General features: G+C 71.4%; 14 protein-coding genes. 10 read left to right on the top strand and 4 right to left on the bottom strand.

Features of this window, described 5'->3' with window-relative positions; translation table 11 throughout:
* Positions 1 to 140: 140 nt before the first annotated feature.
* From ileS to ndk, 4 genes are all read left to right on the top strand, one after another.
* Positions 141 to 3,434 (top strand): isoleucine--tRNA ligase, encoded by a 3,294-nt coding sequence (ileS, locus tag ASL10_RS12330; RefSeq protein ID WP_056048340.1) that lies wholly within the window; start codon positions 141 to 143, stop codon positions 3,432 to 3,434.
* Complete coding sequence (locus ASL10_RS12325) at positions 3,431 to 4,837, top strand: folylpolyglutamate synthase/dihydrofolate synthase family protein (RefSeq protein ID WP_082460551.1); 1,407 nt, start codon at positions 3,431 to 3,433, stop codon at positions 4,835 to 4,837. The genes ileS and ASL10_RS12325 overlap by 4 nt, the downstream gene beginning before the upstream one ends.
* Positions 4,834 to 5,262 carry a DUF4233 domain-containing protein gene (locus tag ASL10_RS12320; protein WP_056048336.1) on the top strand — a complete coding sequence of 143 codons (429 nt, stop codon included), beginning with the start codon at positions 4,834 to 4,836 and terminating at the stop codon, positions 5,260 to 5,262. Before ASL10_RS12325 ends, ASL10_RS12320 begins: the two co-directional genes overlap by 4 nt.
* Before the next feature lie 89 nt (positions 5,263 to 5,351).
* On the top strand, positions 5,352 to 5,768 hold the full coding sequence (ndk, locus tag ASL10_RS12315; protein ID WP_056048334.1) for a nucleoside-diphosphate kinase: 417 nt from the start codon (positions 5,352 to 5,354) through the stop codon (positions 5,766 to 5,768).
* Between the two features lie 93 nt (positions 5,769 to 5,861).
* Here the strand turns inward: ndk and ASL10_RS12310 are convergent, their stop codons facing one another.
* The 3 genes from ASL10_RS12310 to ASL10_RS12300 all read right to left on the bottom strand — a co-directional run bounded on the left by ASL10_RS12310 (position 5,862) and on the right by ASL10_RS12300 (position 7,831).
* Entirely contained in the window at positions 5,862 to 6,785 is a 924-nt protein-coding gene (locus tag ASL10_RS12310) for a thioredoxin domain-containing protein (protein WP_056048331.1), read from the bottom strand.
* Positions 6,786 to 6,912: 127 nt separating this feature from the next.
* On the bottom strand, positions 6,913 to 7,542 hold the full coding sequence (locus ASL10_RS12305) for a vitamin K epoxide reductase family protein (RefSeq protein WP_233568524.1): 630 nt from the start codon (positions 7,540 to 7,542) through the stop codon (positions 6,913 to 6,915).
* Between the two features lie 106 nt (positions 7,543 to 7,648).
* Entirely contained in the window at positions 7,649 to 7,831 is a 183-nt protein-coding gene (locus ASL10_RS12300) for a hypothetical protein (RefSeq protein ID WP_056048330.1), read from the bottom strand.
* Between the two features lie 322 nt (positions 7,832 to 8,153).
* Here ASL10_RS12300 and ASL10_RS12295 point away from each other — a divergent pair, with 322 nt between their 5' ends.
* The 5 genes from ASL10_RS12295 to ASL10_RS12275 all read left to right on the top strand — a co-directional run bounded on the left by ASL10_RS12295 (position 8,154) and on the right by ASL10_RS12275 (position 15,087).
* Positions 8,154 to 10,889, top strand: a complete 2,736-nt coding sequence (locus ASL10_RS12295) for an Rne/Rng family ribonuclease (protein ID WP_342211736.1) — start codon at positions 8,154 to 8,156, stop codon at positions 10,887 to 10,889.
* Between the two features lie 18 nt (positions 10,890 to 10,907).
* On the top strand, positions 10,908 to 11,714 hold the full coding sequence (locus ASL10_RS12290; protein WP_056048323.1) for a hypothetical protein: 807 nt from the start codon (positions 10,908 to 10,910) through the stop codon (positions 11,712 to 11,714).
* Positions 11,711 to 12,763: a permease gene (locus ASL10_RS12285; protein WP_056048320.1), complete on the top strand. Its 1,053-nt coding sequence runs from the start codon at positions 11,711 to 11,713 to the stop codon at positions 12,761 to 12,763. The genes ASL10_RS12290 and ASL10_RS12285 overlap by 4 nt, the downstream gene beginning before the upstream one ends.
* Positions 12,753 to 13,643, top strand: a complete 891-nt coding sequence (locus ASL10_RS12280; protein WP_082460550.1) for a TIGR03943 family protein — start codon at positions 12,753 to 12,755, stop codon at positions 13,641 to 13,643. Before ASL10_RS12285 ends, ASL10_RS12280 begins: the two co-directional genes overlap by 11 nt.
* A 64-nt stretch (positions 13,644 to 13,707) precedes the next feature.
* Positions 13,708 to 15,087: a hypothetical protein gene (locus ASL10_RS12275; RefSeq protein ID WP_056048313.1), complete on the top strand. Its 1,380-nt coding sequence runs from the start codon at positions 13,708 to 13,710 to the stop codon at positions 15,085 to 15,087.
* 31 nt (positions 15,088 to 15,118) lie between these two features.
* Here the strand turns inward: ASL10_RS12275 and ASL10_RS12270 are convergent, their stop codons facing one another.
* Positions 15,119 to 15,394, bottom strand: coding sequence for a DUF4031 domain-containing protein (locus ASL10_RS12270; protein ID WP_369794401.1), 276 nt, complete (start codon positions 15,392 to 15,394; stop codon positions 15,119 to 15,121).
* Positions 15,395 to 15,569: 175 nt separating this feature from the next.
* Between ASL10_RS12270 and rplU the strand changes: the two genes are divergently transcribed.
* Complete coding sequence (gene rplU, locus ASL10_RS12265) at positions 15,570 to 15,878, top strand: 50S ribosomal protein L21 (protein WP_056048310.1); 309 nt, start codon at positions 15,570 to 15,572, stop codon at positions 15,876 to 15,878.
* The last annotated feature ends 15 nt before the right edge of the window (positions 15,879 to 15,893 follow it).

The raw sequence follows: 15,893 nt of genomic DNA, 5'->3' as shown, positions 1-15,893 counted from the left end.
CGCCGTCCGAGAGGACGACGACGGCGGCAAGCGGGGTGGTACCGCGCCACCCGGGTCAGGCACCCGGACGGCGTCCTCGTGGTCAGAAGGTCCCTCGGCCAGCGCAGCGGGGGCGACCCACCGCACGACCTGGAGAACCGATGACCTACCCCAAGGGTTCCGACGCCACCGGCGTCCCCGCCTCCCCGCGATTCCCCGAGATCGAGACCGGCGTCCTCGCCTTCTGGAAGCGCGACGACACCTTCGCCGAGTCGATCCGTGCACGCGAGGGTTGCGACGAGTGGGTCTTCTACGACGGCCCGCCGTTCGCCAACGGCCTGCCGCACTACGGACACCTCCTGACGGGTTACGCCAAGGACGTCTTCCCGCGGTACCAGACCATGCGCGGCAAGCAGGTGCACCGCCGCTTCGGCTGGGACACCCACGGCCTGCCCGCCGAGCTCGAGGCGATGCGTCAGCTCGGGCTGACCGAGAAGCACGAGATCGACGACATGGGCATCGACGTGTTCAACGCCGCCGCCCGCCGATCGGTGCTGCAGTACACCGACGAATGGCAGCGGTACGTCACCCGCCAGGCGCGCTGGGTCGACTTCGACCACGACTACAAGACCCTCGACGTCGACTACATGGAGAGCGTCGTCTGGGCCTTCAAGCAGCTGCACGACAAGGGACTCGCCTACGAGGGCTTCCGTGTGCTGCCCTACTGCTGGCACGACCAGACCCCCTTGTCCAACCACGAACTGCGCATGGACGACGACGTCTACAAGAACCGTCAGGACCAGACGGTCACCGTCGCCTTCCCCCTCGTCGGCGCCAAGGCCGAGGCGCTCGGCCTGACCGGCGTCGAGGCGCTGGCCTGGACGACCACCCCGTGGACCCTCCCGACCAACATGGCGCTGGCCGTGGGACCGGCCATCGACTACGTCACCGTGCCCCACGCCCTCCTGCCGGGCGAGCGCACCGGCGACCAAGAGCTGTTGACCGGCAGCGTGTTCCTGCTCGCGGCCGACACGCTCGGCGCCTACGCGCGTGACCTGGGCTACGAGTCCGCCGAGTCCGCCCAGGCCGCCGTCACCGCGACCTTCGCCGGTGCCGAGCTCGAGGGCGTCGAGTACGACCGCATCTGGGACGTCTACGCCGACACCGAGGCCTGGGGCACCGAGAACGCCTGGCGCGTGCTGGTCGCCGACTACGTCGCCACCGGCGAGGGCACCGGCATCGTGCACCAGGCCCCGGCCTACGGCGAGGACGACCAGCTGGTCTGCGCCGCCGCGGGCATCCCCGTGATCGTCTCGGTCGACGACGGTGGGCGCTTCCTGCCGATGTTCGACGAGCTGGGCGTCGCCGGCCTCCAGGTCTTCGAGGCCAACAAGCCGTTGGTGCAGCGCCTCCGCGCCGACGGTCGCCTGGTGCGCCTCGCCAGCTACGAGCACAGCTACCCGCACTGCTGGCGCTGCCGCAACCCCCTGATCTACAAGGCGGTGTCGAGCTGGTTCGTGCGCGTCACCGAGTTCCGCGACCGCATGGGCGAGCTGAACCAGCAGATCACCTGGGTGCCCGACAACGTCAAGGACGGCCAGTTCGGCAAGTGGGTCGGCAACGCCCGCGACTGGTCGATCTCGCGCAACCGCTACTGGGGTTCACCGATCCCGGTGTGGAAGAGCGACGACCCCGCCTACCCGCGCGTCGACGTCTACGGCTCGCTGGCCGAGATGGAGGCCGACTTCGGCCGCCTGCCGCTCAATGCCGACGGCGAGCCCGACCTGCACCGCCCCTACATCGACGAGCTCACCCGACCGAACCCCGACGATCCGACCGGGCAGAGCACGATGCGCCGCATCGAGGACGTCCTCGACGTCTGGTTCGACAGCGGCTCGATGCCGTTCGCACAGGTGCACTACCCGTTCGAGAACCAGCAGTGGTTCGACGAGCACAGCCCTGCCGACTTCATCGTCGAGTACATCGGCCAGACCCGTGGCTGGTTCTACACGCTGCACACGCTCTCCACCGCGTTGTTCGACCGCCCGGCCTTCTCGAACGTGGTCAGCCACGGCATCGTGCTCGGCTCCGACGGTCAGAAGATGTCGAAGAGCCTGCGCAACTACCCCGACGTCAGCGAGGTCTTCGACCGCGACGGGGCCGACGCCATGCGCTGGTTCCTCATGTCGAGTTCGGTGATCCGCGGCGGCAACCTCGTCGTCACCGAAGAGGGCATCCGCGAGGGCGTCCGGCAGTTCCTGCTGCCGCTCTGGAGCACCTGGTACTTCTTCTCGCTCTACGCCAACGCGGCGTCCGGAGGCGCGGGTCGTCACGCCGCCCCCGGTCACGACGCGCAGTGGCGAACCGACTCGAGCGACGTCCTCGACCGCTACCTGCTGGCGAAGACGCGCCTCCTGGTCACGGACGTCGAGGCGGCCCTCGACGCCCTCGACACGCCGCGGGCCACCGCGACGCTGCGCGACTTCGCCGACGTCCTGACCAACTGGTACGTCCGACGCTCGCGTGACCGGTTCTGGTCGGGCGACGACGTCGACGCCTTCGACACCCTCTTCACGGTGCTCGAGACCCTCACCCGGGTCGCGGCCCCGCTCGCGCCCCTCGTCGCGGACGAGATCTACAAGGGACTCACCGGGGGTCGCTCGGTGCACCTGACCGACTGGCCCGACGCCTCGGCGTTCCCGGCCGACGACGCCCTCGTGGCCGCGATGGACGCCGTTCGCGCGGTCGCATCGAGCGGCCTGGCGCTGCGCAAGGCCCAGGGGCTGCGCGTCCGCCTGCCGTTGGCCCGTCTGACCGTCGTCACGCCCGACCCCGCGGGCCTCGAGGCGTTCGCCGACATCGTGCGCGACGAGCTCAACGTCAAGCAGGTCGTCGTGACCCGCCTGACCGAGGAGAGCCTCGGAGAATACGGCGTCACCCGCAAGCTCACCGTCAACGCCCGGGCGGCCGGTCCGCGCATCGGCAAGCAGGTGCAACAGGTCATCCCGGCGGCGAAGAGGGGCGACTGGCAGCCCGCGGGCGAGAACGTCGTCGTCGGCGGCGTCGAGTTGCTGCCCGGCGAGTTCACGCTCGAGCTGGCCGTCGCCGACGCGTCGAGCGCTCTCGCCTTCGTCGGCGACGGCGGCTTCGTGCTGCTCGACACCGCGACCACGCCCGAGCTCGAGGCCGAGGGCCTGGCCCGCGACGTCGTGCGTGCCGTGCAGCAGGCCCGGAAGACCGCCGACCTCGACGTGTCCGACCGCATCGTGACGACGCTCACGACCGACGCCGTCGCGGCGGCCGCCGTCGAGGCCCACCGTGAGCTGATCTCCCGCGAGACCCTGACCACCGAGCTGATCGTCGACGTCCAGGAGGGCGTCGGCGAGCGGCCCGAGAAGACCGTCGTCGGATCGGGCTCCGGCTCGGCCGTCGTCGTGGAGGTACGACGCGCATGACCCCGAAGAAGAACGACCGTCAGGGCGATCCCGCCGACGAGCAGGGAGGCGAGTTCGCGGCCGGCGCGCAGCGCGTCCACGACGAGCTGCTGGCACGCATCGGCGAGCAGGCCCCGCAGCCGCGGCTCGAGCCGACCCGGCGAGCCGTCGAGCTGCTGGGCGACCCGCAGCGGGCCTACCCGGTGATCCACCTCACCGGCACGAACGGCAAGACGTCGACCAGCCGGATGATCGAGAGCATCCTGCGGGCGCACGGCCTGCGCACCGGGCTCATGACGAGCCCGCACCTCGTGCACCTCAACGAGCGCATCGTGGTCGACGGCGAGCCGATCAGCGACGAGCGCCTGGTCGCCAACTGGGACGACATCCAGCCCTACCTGACCATGGTCGACACCGATCTCGAAGCGTCGGGGGAGCCCACCCTGACCTTCTTCGAGGCCCTGACGGTGCTCGCCTTCGCCTGCTTCGCCGACGCTCCCGCCGACGTGGTCGTGCTGGAGGTCGGCATGGGGGGCGAATGGGACAGCACGAACGTGGCCGACGGCCAGGTCGCCGTCTTCACCCCCATCGCCCTCGACCACCAGAACCGTCTCGGCTCGACCGTGGCCGAGATCGCCCGCACGAAGGCCGGGATCGTCAAGCCCACGGCCGCCGTGGTCTCGGCGTCGCAGACCCCCGAGGCCCTGGTCGAACTCGAACGCGCCGTCGAGTTGAGCGAGGGGTCGCTCGCGGTCGAGGGCACCGCCTTCGGCGTCGAGTCCACCACCGTCGCCGTCGGCGGCCAGGTCGTCACGATCCGCGGGCTCGCGGGCCGGTACGACGACCTGCTCCTGCCGCAGTTCGGTGACCACCAGGCCCAGAACGCCGCCGTCGCGGTCGCGGCCGTCGAGTCCTTCCTCGGCGGCGGGTCGCAGCCGCTCGACCACGAGGTGCTCGCCGAGGGACTCGCGAGTGCGACGTCGCCCGGCCGCCTGCAGATCGTCGCCAACGAGCCGACGATCCTGGTCGACGCGGCGCACAACCCGCACGGCGCCCGCGCCCTGGCCAAGGCCCTCGACGACTACTTCCAGTTCGGCGGCGTCGTCGCGGTGCTCAGCGTGTTGGCCGACAAGGACGCCGCGGGCATCGTCCGCGCCCTGGCGCCCACGATCACCCAGTTCGTCGTGACGAGCTCGAAGTCCGACCGGGCGATCGACGCCGACGAGCTCGCCGCCATCGCGGTGGGCGTCGTGGGTGCCGATCGCGTCGTCGTCGAGACCGACCTCGTGGCGGCCCTGCGCACGGCGCGCGACCTGGCCGACGAGGTCGAGGGCGACGAGCCCGGCGGCGTCGTCGTGACGGGGTCGATCACGCTGGTCGGCGACGTCATCGCCCTCTCTCAGCAGCCCGAGGGGCTCTCGTGACGACGCCACCGCCTCCCGCCGGAGCCGGAGCCGGAGCCGGCGGGCGCGCGCCGCGCCCCCGTCGACGTCGCGGGGCGGCCGAGAGCCTGCTCTCGATCGTCCTCGTGCTCGAGGCCATGACGCTGTTCTTCGTCACCCTCGTCGTCTTCGGGCGGCAGTTGCTGCCGGCCGGCGTCGCCTGGGGCGGAGGCCTCGCCGCGATCGTCCTGACGCTGCTGATCTCGCAGACCCTGCGCTGGCGGTGGGGCGTCGCCCTCGGCTGGCTCGTCCAGCTGGGTCTCGTGGCCTGTGGGTTCCTCGATCCGGTCATGTTCGTCGTGGCCGCCCTGTTCGTGGCCATCTGGACCTACTGCCTCGTCAAGGGCACACAGCTCGACCGCATGAACGCCGCCCGGCTGCGCGACGCGCCCGGTGACGTGGCCTGAGCCGACACCCACCGACCCGTCCTCCGGGCGCCCGCCCGCGAGCCATCCGCCACCCACCGAGCCATCCGCCACCCACCGAAAGAGGAGCAATGTCCGATCTCGAAGAAACCCTCGTCCTCGTCAAGCCCGACGGCGTCGCCCGCGGCCTGACCGGCGAGATCCTGCGCCGCATCGAGGCCAAGGGGTACTCGCTCGTCGACGTCCGCCTCGTGCAGGCCGACCGCGACCTGCTCGCGAAGCACTACGAGGAGCACGTGGGCAAGCCGTTCTACGAGCCCCTCGTCGAGTTCATGCAGAGCGGCCCGACCGTCGCGCTGCGCATCGCGGGCGACGCCGTCATCGCGGGCTTCCGCTCGCTCGCCGGCACGACCGACCCGACGACCGCGGCCCCCGGAACGATCCGTGGCGACCTCGGCCGCGACTGGGGCCTGAAGGTCCAGCAGAACCTGGTGCACGGCAGCGACAGCCCCGAGAGCGCCACGCGCGAGCTGGCCCTCTGGTTCTGAGCCGCCGACCGGCGTGACGCCGGAGACCACCGAGCCCGCGCCTCCTGAGTCCATCAGGAGGCGCGGGCTCGGTCGTGTCGACGGGTCGCGTCGTCAGGGGGCCGGCGTCGCCGTCGAGCCCTCGGTGTCGCCCGTGCTCGTGTCACCGGTCGGGGCGCCGTTCTGCACCTCGGCGACGAACTGCGCGAAGGTGCTCGCGTCGGTCAACGAGCCCTGGTACTGCTGGCCGTTCACCAGGACGAGCGGGGTGCTCGCGAGCTTGTCGAGCGACGAGTTCGGGATCGGGTCGTTCAACGCCCGCTGGGTGGCCGAGGCGACCCAGTCCTCGAAGTCGCCCGCCTTGATGCACGACGGGATCTGGTCGTCGGTCGCCCCGGCACCCTGCACCAGGGTGACGAGCTCGTCGTTCGTCAGGCCCCGGGTGTTCTCCTCGGGTTGCTGCGCGAACAGGGCGGTGTTGACGTCGAGCGCCTTGTCGGGCTCGTGGTTCGCGACGCAGGCGAAGGCGTTGGCGGCCCGCGTCGAGTACCGGCTGCCCTGCGAGGCGTTGTCGAGGAACCCGATGGGGTGGATCGCCAAGGTGGCGGCACCGCTCGAGACGGCTTCCTCGAGCTGCTGGGCGTTCGTCGTGTCGAACTGGCCGCAGAACGGGCACATGTAGTCGAGGTAGACCACGATCGACGGCACGTCGCCCGAGGCGCTCGGGGCCGGGGTCGGGGTCGCGTCGGCGGCGAGGGCGCCACTCGGCACGGCGGTCACCGCCCCGTTCGAGCCCTCGAGCACCAGGCCGTCGCTCGCCATGTTCGCAGGGCCGGGACCGGCCGGCTTGATCGACTGCGTGATGACGAGCGCGACGATCGCGAGCACCGCCACGATGCCCACGACCAGGCCGCCCTGCAGGAGCCACTTGTTGCGTCGTCGACGTCGGGCCTCGGCCTCGCGCGTGACGCGGGCCTTCTCGCGGGCTGCTTCTCGGCGTTCCTTCTTGCTGGCGGGGGAGTCGGTGGGTGGCGTCATCAGTCCTCGTCGTGGCTCGGGGGTCGTCGGTCAAGACTGGCGAGGCCGACCCTGATTCGGCTGGGAGCGACCTGAGTGCGACTGACGGGGCGGGTGGGCCCGAGCCGGGGACGCGAGGAGGCGCGGCTCACCCGAACAGCGTCGGCAGCAGCAACGGGAACACGACGACGATGGTCGTGGCGACGACGATGTAGTTGAGCACCGGCAGCACCCACGAGTAGGGGAGGAAGCGTGCCGCCGCACGTCGGAGCGGCCCGTCCGGGACGGTGACGCCGCGAGCCGCGCCCCACACCGTGAAGACCCAGAACAGCGGGATGGTGAAGAGCCAGACGAGCATGCACCACGGGCAGAGCGCGCCGATGACGAACACGGTCTGGGTGAAGAGCCAGGTGATGAAGATCCAGGCGAGCAGCAGCCCGAGGTTGAAGGCCAGCCAGAACCACCGGGCGAAGCGCGCACCGGCGAGCAGGCCCAGGCCCACCGCCACGGGGGCCGCGAAGCCGATCAGGCCGAGGATCGGGTTGGGGAAGCCGAAGAGCGAGGCCTGCCAGCTGTTGATGACGGGTGAGCAGCCCACGAACGGGTTGACGTCGCAGCCGAGCGCCGCGCCCGGGTTCTCGAGCAGTCGGAACTTGTCGAGGGTCAGGGCGAAGGCCCCCACGAGTCCGCCGAGACCGGCGACGACGAGCAGCACGGCCGCGACGAACGGGGTGCGGCCGGTGGGCAGGGTCACGGCCCGAGGCGTCTCGACGGTCACGTCCAGCAGTATCGCACGGGCCGTCGGGGCGTCCGCTTTGACCCCGGACCGGCGTGGGCGTGCGATAATCGAGCCAGTCGTGGGGCCCAGGCCCCGAGATCCAGGCTTACCGGGCAGTGCCGGCCGTCGTCGTCACGCGAGAGATCGCGTGGTCGACCAGGTCGAGCGGAATCCGGGCCAGAGCGCAGGCGCTCATCGTCGGATGGCCAGTTCCGAACCAGCAAGGCGACACGAAGAACAGCACGTCGACGAACGACATCGAGGGCGACGACCGCAGGTCGGTCGACACCCCGGGTGACCGAACGTGGCGTGTCCGACAAGGCGCGCCGTGAGAGGGCGCGGTGGTCAGGGGCAGGTGCCACGTCACCGCCCGGCCACGACACGAGAATTCCTGCCGACGGCATGGCCTCGGCGGGGCGAGGAGCGCACCGCAAGTGGTGAACGACAACACAGACAACGACGGACGTCCGAAGAAGAGAAGGGGATTGTTCGCAGGCCTCAGGGCTCGCCAGGCGGCGGTCGACGCCGCCCCGGCGACGGCCCCCGCCAGGCAGCAGGCAGCACTCCCTTCACCCGTCCGGACGACAGACGACGCCCAGGAGGCATCACCCGTGACCCACGAGACCGAGACCACCGACGAGCAGGTCGCGGCCCAGGCCCCGACCTCCCAGCAGAGCGAGACCGACGCCGTCGCCGAGGCGTTCGTCGCTGCGGCGACCCAGCCGTCACCGACCGGGGCCGCGACGGCCGACGACGCGACGACCGACGGGGCGTCGCCGATCCCGGCGAACCTCACGACGACGTCGTTGATCTTCCACGCACCCGAGATCACCGTCCTGCCGGCCCGCCCCGGTCGACGACAGCGCGACGACCGTGACGACCGGTACGACCGCGACGACTCGTGGGACGACGACCGCGAGGGCGACGACGACGACCGCGACGACCGTGACGAGCGCGACGACCGCGAGCAGCAGCCCGCCTCGCGTCGCCGCCAGCGCGGCCGCTCGCAGGACCGCGAGGAGCGCGACTCCGAGCCCCGTGGTCGCGACCGCGACCGTGCCCCGCGTCAGGCCGAGCTCATCACCGAGCCGCAGCGCATCAAGGGCTCCACGCGTCTCGAGGCGAAGAAGCAGCGTCGTCGCGACGGCCGGGACGCCGGACGCCGTCGCACCGTCATCACCGAGGCCGAGTTCCTCGCCCGTCGCGAGAGCGTCGACCGCAAGATGATCGTCCGCTCGTCGGGCGACCGCATCGAGATCGGCGTCATGGAGGACGGCACCCTGGCCGAGCACTACGTCGCCAAGGCGCAGAACGTCTCGTTGATCGGCAACGTCTACCTCGGCCGCGTCCAGAACGTGCTGCCCAGCATGGAGGCCGCCTTCGTCGACATCGGACGCGGTCGCAACGCCGTGCTCTACTCGGGCGAGGTCGACTGGGACTCCCTGTCGACGGGCAACCAGCCCCGTCGCATCGAGCTGGCCCTCAAGCCCGGCGACCGCGTGCTCGTCCAGGTCACCAAGGACCCCGTCGGCCACAAGGGCGCTCGTCTCACGAGCCAGATCTCGCTGCCGGGCCGCTACCTCGTCTACGTGCCCAACGGCTCGATGAACGGCATCAGCCGCAAGCTGCCCGACACCGAGCGCGCGCGTCTGAAGAAGATCCTCAAAGAGGCCCTGCCGGAGAACACCGGCGTCATCGTGCGCACGGCGGCCGAGGGCGCGACCGAAGAGCAGCTGACCCTCGACGTCAAGCGCCTCACCAACCAGTGGGCCGACATCGAGAAGAAGGTCGCGGCGGGCAACGCCCCGAACCAGCTGCACTCCGAGCCCGACCTGCTGATCAAGATCGTGCGCGACGTCTTCAACGAGGACTTCCACGAGATGGTCATCGACGGCGACGAGGCGTTCGAGACGCTGCAGTCGTACCTCTCGGCGGTGGCGCCCGACCTCATGGACCGCGTCAAGCGCTATGAGGGTGACAAGGACGCGTTCGACGAGTACCGCCTCAACGAGCAGATCGAGAAGGCGCTCGACCGCAAGGTCTGGCTGCCCTCGGGCGGTTCCCTCGTCATCGACCGCACCGAGGCGATGACCGTCGTCGACGTCAACACCGGCAAGTTCGTCGGTTCCGGCGGAAACCTCGAAGAGACGGTCACGAAGAACAACCTCGAGGCCGCCGAGGAGATCGTCCGTCAGCTGCGCCTCCGCGACATCGGCGGCATCATCGTCGTCGACTTCATCGACATGGTGCTCGAGTCCAACCGTGACCTCGTGCTGCGTCGTCTGGTCGAGTGCCTCAGCCGCGACCGCACCAAGCACCAGGTGGCCGAGGTCACGTCGCTCGGGCTCGTCCAGATGACGCGCAAGAAGTTGGGCCTCGGCCTGGCCGAGTCGTTCTCCGAGGCCGGCAGCGCTGCGCGCGTCCAAGAACAGCAGCCCCGCAAGGGCGGCCAGCAGGGCGACCGCCGACGTGGCGGCCAGGCCGGCGGGTCCGGCAAGTCGGGCGGCAACGGCCACAACACGGGCGCCGGTGCCGGCACCGCGCCGCAGTCCGGTCGCGGCGGCCCCTCGGCGCCGACCGGTGGGGCTCACCCCACGACGGGTACGCACGCCATCACCGACGACGTGAAGAACGCCCTCTCGCGCATCGCGGCGAGCACCATCGCCCATGCCGAAGAAGGCGGCACCAAGGACGGCGACGCGGCCAGCCAGGCCGCCGCGGCGGTCGAGGCCGCCATCGACGCCGCCGCCGCGAGTGCCACGAAGGCCGAGCCGGCCGCCGAGGCAGCCGGTGACCAGGCGGACGAAGGCCGTCGCGGGCGTTCGGGCCGCAAGGGCCGCCGTGGATCGTCACGTGCCGCGCGCGAGACCGGCGAGGACGCCGCCGAGTCGGCTCCTGCCGAGTCGTCGCCCGCCGAGTCCGCTCCCGCCGACTCGAGCGCCGGTGTGATCGAGGTCCCCGCGGCCGCCCCGGCCGAGCGGTCGGCTCCGGCCGCCGCCGTGGCCGCACCCGTCGACGAGCCCACGGAGGCGCCGGTCGCCAAGGCCACGGAGCGTCGCCGGTCGTCGGCCACGGTCTCGACCCCGGACGCCACGGTCGCGATCCTCGACATCCCCGTCGCGACCACGCGTCGCGAGCCGCGTCGCATCAGCAGCCAGGACGCCGAGCAGCTGCTCGACTCGGTGCTGGGTGCGCTGCCCGAGCCGAAGCAGCCCGGGCAGGGGCGTTCGCGTTCGCGCCGCGCCTCCAGCCAGGGCACGACCGCAGCGGCTCCGGCCGAGCCGACGACGACCGGCGAGTCCGGTCCGTTCATCCTCGGCGTGGGGGTCAGCTCCGACGATCTGTAGGTCGTCTAGGGTGACTGCGTGCCTCTGACCCAGCCCGGACCCCCGACCGTCAGGTCGAGGCTCCGGGCTGCGTCCGTCTCGGCCTCCGGGCCGGAGGGACGCGAGCGCCTGCTCGTGGCGGCCACGGCCCTGGTCGTCGTGCTGGTGGCGCGTTTCGCCCTCGGCCTCGTCGCGCTCGTCGGTTCGGCGGTCGGCTTCTCGGTGACGGCGTTCCCCAGCGGGTTCGTCGCGACGCCGGTCGGGCAGTTCCTCGGCAGCTTCGTGCTCTACCCGTTCCCGTTCTACGTCGCCTCGTTCGTCGTGCTCGCCACGATCAGGCCGCTGACGCCGCGGTCCGACCTCCGGACGGTCGTCCGCCACGCCGTGGTCGCGGGCGGCGCGGGCACCCTCGCGCTGGCCGTGGTCGGGATCGTGCCGGGCATCGTGCTCTCGATCGACGGCGGCACGTGGGTGAACCTCGCGCTCTACCTGACGACCATCCCGCTGTCGGCGGGCATCGTCGACACCGCCCTGCTCGTGGCCGGGGCCGTCCTCGCCCGGCTGTGGCTGGGCGGCGGCCACGGCGACGAGGTCTGGGCGGTCGAGCCCACGCCCCGGGTCGCCGAGGCCGGGGAGGGTGACGACGCGGGCGACGTCGAGGACGACGTCGCGCCTCCTGCCGTCCGGGGCGATCGCTCCACCCGCCTCCCGACGACCGTCGCCGCGGCGCCGTCGGCCCCCGTCGTCCCGCCCGAGCGCCCCGTCGTGCCGTCGCACCCGGCCCCCGCACCGGACGACTGGTCGCGCTTCGCGCCCCCGGCCGGTCCGAACGAGGACGACCGGTGAGCGCTCCCGTCCGGGAGCGCACCGACCACGCCGGGCACGGCGCGGGACGGCGTGCGCGTCGGGCACCGTCGCGCGTCCCGCTGCTCGTGGCCGGTGGGCTCGTGCTCGCCGTGCTCGTGGCGGTCCGCCTCGCCTCGCCCCTCCTCGGCCCGGGCCTGCTGCCGAACGCGCTGCAGGACTTCGTCACGCTGACCATCAGCGTCATCGTCGAGTCGATGCCGTTCGTCCTGCTCGGCATCGTCCTGTCGATCATCGTGCAGGAGTGGCTGCCGCAGGCGTTCTTCTCGTCGTGGCTGCCGAAGCGGGGGCTGCCCCGTCGCGCGGTCATCTCGTTCCTCGGCATGTTCCTGCCCGTCTGCGAGTGCGGCAACGTGCCCTTGGCGCGGGGGCTCGTGCTCAAGGGCTTCACGGTGTCCGAGTCGATGACCTTCCTGCTCGCGGCGCCGATCCTCAACCCGATCACCATCATCACCACGCACCAGGCGTTCGGGTGGGACGACGGCATCCTCGTGGCCCGGTTGATCGGCGGGTTCGTCATCGCGAACCTGATCGGCTGGCTGTTCAGCAAGCACCCGAACCAGCAGAGCCTGCTGACCTCCTCGTTCGCGGCCGAGTGCCGGGTCGACGACGGCCATGCGCACGGCCGGGGTCGCACGGCGAAGAGCGTCGACCTGTTCCGCCGCGAGATGTCGACCATGATGCCCGCGCTGTTCATCGGCGCGGCCATCGCGGGCGCGATCCAGACGATCGTTCCGCGGTCGGTGCTCGTCGCGCTCGGCAGCAACCCGGTCTGGTCGGTGCTGGCGATGATGGTGCTGGCCTTCGTCATCTCGATCTGCTCGAACGTCGACGCGTTCTTCGTGCTGCCGTTCGCCTCGACGTTCATGCCCGGCGGCATCGCCGCCTTCCTCGTCTTCGGCCCCATCATCGACGTCAAGATGCTGGCCCTGCTGCGGACGACCTACACACCCAAGGTGCTCGGGCAGGTCACCCTCGTGGTGGCCCTGACCAGTGCCGCGATCGGACTGGTGGTCAACTATGTCGCCTAGCCCTGCTCCTCGCCCCTGGCGCCGACTGCTCGACCGGTGGCAAGGGGTGCTGCTGACGCTCGTCGTCGGCGTCGCCACCCTCTGGCTCGCCGCGACCGGGCAGCTCGTGCTGTACATCCACCCCCGGTACGACGTCTTCACGGTCGTGATGATCCTGATCGGCATGACGCTGTCGTTGGCCACGCTGGCGTTCTCACCCGTCCGGGGCGACGACGCGCACGACGGCCACGACCACGATCCCGGGCACGACCACGACCACGACCACGACGGCCGCCTCGACGCGGCCGAGGTGCCCGCGGTCGAGGACGGCCTCCGGCCGCGCCGGCGTCGGCCGGTCGCCACCGGCGCCCGACGTCTCGCCTTCTCGGTGGGCGTCGCCGTCACCGCCGCCATCGCGATCGCCGTCGTCGCCCTGCCCCCGGCCACCCTCACCAGCGCCACGGCCGGCCAGCGCGACGTGAACTCGTCGACCGCGGCGCTCGACCGTACGACCGTGGTCGACGCGACCAGCGCCTCCTCGGACGCCTACCGGTCGTTCAGCGTCCTCGACTGGGCCGGCCTGCTGAGGCAGACGACCGACCTCGCCTTCTACGAGGGCAAGACCGCCGACGTCGTCGGGTTCGTCACGCCGTCCGACACCGACCCCGACGACGTGTTCTACGTGTCGCGCTTCGTGATCACGTGCTGCGCGGTCGACGCCCAGCCCGTCGGCGTGCCCGTCTACCTGCCGGGGTGGCAGGACCAGGTAGCCGCCGACGACTGGGTCGAGGTCACGGGCGGCTTCGACACCAACCGCAGCAGCTCGAGCCAGGACCCCGTCGCCCTCGTGCCCGACGACGTCACCACCGTGGGACAGCCCAGTGACCCGTACCTCTACTGAGGGCGGACGGGGCCGGGGCGCGACGGGAGGGGCTGCCACGCCCGATCCGTTCGCGTCCGACCCCGTGTTCCTCACCGAGCAGGACGCCCGTGAGGCCGGTGCCCGCTGGCGCACGCGATGGGTCGCCGTCGTCACCGTCCTCGCGGTGGTCTGTGCCGCCTTCGTGGGCCTGACCTACTTCCAGGGCCCCAAGGCGGGCGAGACGCAGGTCGACACGACGGCCGTGGTCGAGCGTCCCGGTCAGCAGCTGCGGGTGTTCGCCAACCAGGCGCTCGCGCACGTCGACGCCTCGCAGGTGGTCGTGACGCCCGCGGCCGCCTTCACGGTGCAGACGTCGGGTGACGTGGTCGCCGTGACCTTCACCGGCCGGCTCGCGTACGACACCGACTACCACGTCCGCGTCGACGGGGTCTCGAGCGTCTACCAGCGACAGACCTCGACCCTGGAGGCGCGGTTCAGCACGCCCCCGGCGACGGCGTACCGGCTCGTGCGCGGCACGTCCGGGGCCGACGACCGCATCGAACGGGCCGGGCTCCGGGGCTCGGACAGGACGACCGTCTGGTCCGCGCCGCGCATCCAGGCCTACGAGGTGTTCGACTCGGCCGTCGCGGTCGTGACGGACGACGGGACGCAGAGCAGCCTCAGCCTCGTGTCGCTCGACGGGGCCGCCGTCGAGACCCTGCCCGTGCCCGAGGCCCCCGGCCTGATCACCCGCTTCGCGGCCGACCGTGCCACGACCACGCTGGCGTTCTCGTTCCGTCCGACCGGTTCGGACGTCGAGACGTTGTACACGCTGCCGCTGCAGGGGGAGCGGGCGGTGGCCCCGGTCCTCGGCCTGTCCGGGCAGCCCGTCGAACCCACCGACTGGGCCTTCGTGCCGGGTGAGGACGACGTCGTCGTCCAGGCCGTCGACGACTCGGTGAGCGTCATCGACCTCTCGGGAGTGGACCCCGTGCGGCCCGTGGGGACGTACTCGCTGTTGCAGGGGGTGTCGCTCGACGGCACCACGCTGATCGCCGCGTCGGCGATCGCCTCCATGGTCGTCGACCTCGCCACGGGGGACGAGCGCCCCCGTGCCCCCGCCCCGGTCGACGGCGTCCTCCCGTTCGCCGGACCGCTGGTGGCCCTCGACCCAGGCCACGTCGTGCAGCAGGTGTCGGTCCCGTCCGACGACGGGCTCACGTACCGGACGCTCGTCGTCGCCGACGACGGTGCCACGTCACGGACGCTCTGGCAACCCCCGAGCGCGTCCGGTGTGATCGAGGGCTTCGACGTCTCCCCGAACGGGCAGTACCTGGCGGTCCAGTCGGTCGGGGACGCGACGACGCCGACCGACTACTCGTACACGATCGACCCCGTGGCCGACGGGGTCACGACCACCATCGTCGAGATCGCCTCGGGCGCGGTCGTGGCCAGTTACGAGGGCTTCGACACGAGTTGGTGACCGCGCCTGCGGCCGGGGCGGACGGAACCGGTCAGGCCGTGAGGCCGCGTTTCACCCGCTGGGACACCCGCAGCCCGCTGCGTTCGAGACGGCGGGCGAGGTCGAGGCCGGTCACGGCGACGGCCCCACCGGCGATCAACTCCGCCCGTCGGGACTCGGGCACGTCGTAGTGGTCGTGGTCGAACCCGCGGCGGGGGATGCCGTGACGGGCGGCGAAGGCGTGCAACTCGTCGTACGAGTCGTCGCTCACCAGGTGTGCCCACAACGTGTCGTGGGCCGGCCACACGGCCTCGTCGATCAGGATCACGCCCTGGATGCTAGTCGTCGGTCCGCCTGCCGGTGCGGGGGTCGTGGACGGAGGAGGCGCGGCGCCCGTCGGAGGACGCGTTGACGGCCCCAGCGGCCCCCTGTACGATGGGCGGTTGGTGCGCGCTGGCTCGAGGCCGCGTCGTGCCGGACACCCCAACTCTTAAGGAACAGACATGGTCTACGCAGTCGTGCGCGCCGGTGGTCGGCAAGAGAAGGTCGAGGTCGGCACGATCGTCACCCTCGACCGCCTCAAGGCCGCCGAAGGCGACTCCATCACCCTCCCCGCCGTGCTGCACGTCGACGGTGACACCGTCACCTCCGCCGCCGACGCCCTGGCAGGGATCACCGTGACCGCCGAGGTGCTGAACGACCTGCGCGGCCCGAAGATCGTCATCCAGAACTACAAGAACAAGACCGGCTACAAGCGTCGCATGGGCTTCCGTGCCGACCTGACCCGCGTCAAGATCACCTCGATCAACTGAACCAGGGGCTGAGAA

This window comes from Frigoribacterium sp. Leaf8 (assembly GCF_001421165.1).
In the GTDB taxonomy this organism is placed as follows: domain Bacteria; phylum Actinomycetota; class Actinomycetes; order Actinomycetales; family Microbacteriaceae; genus Frigoribacterium.
This window is presented reverse-complemented; position numbering and strand designations above follow the sequence as displayed.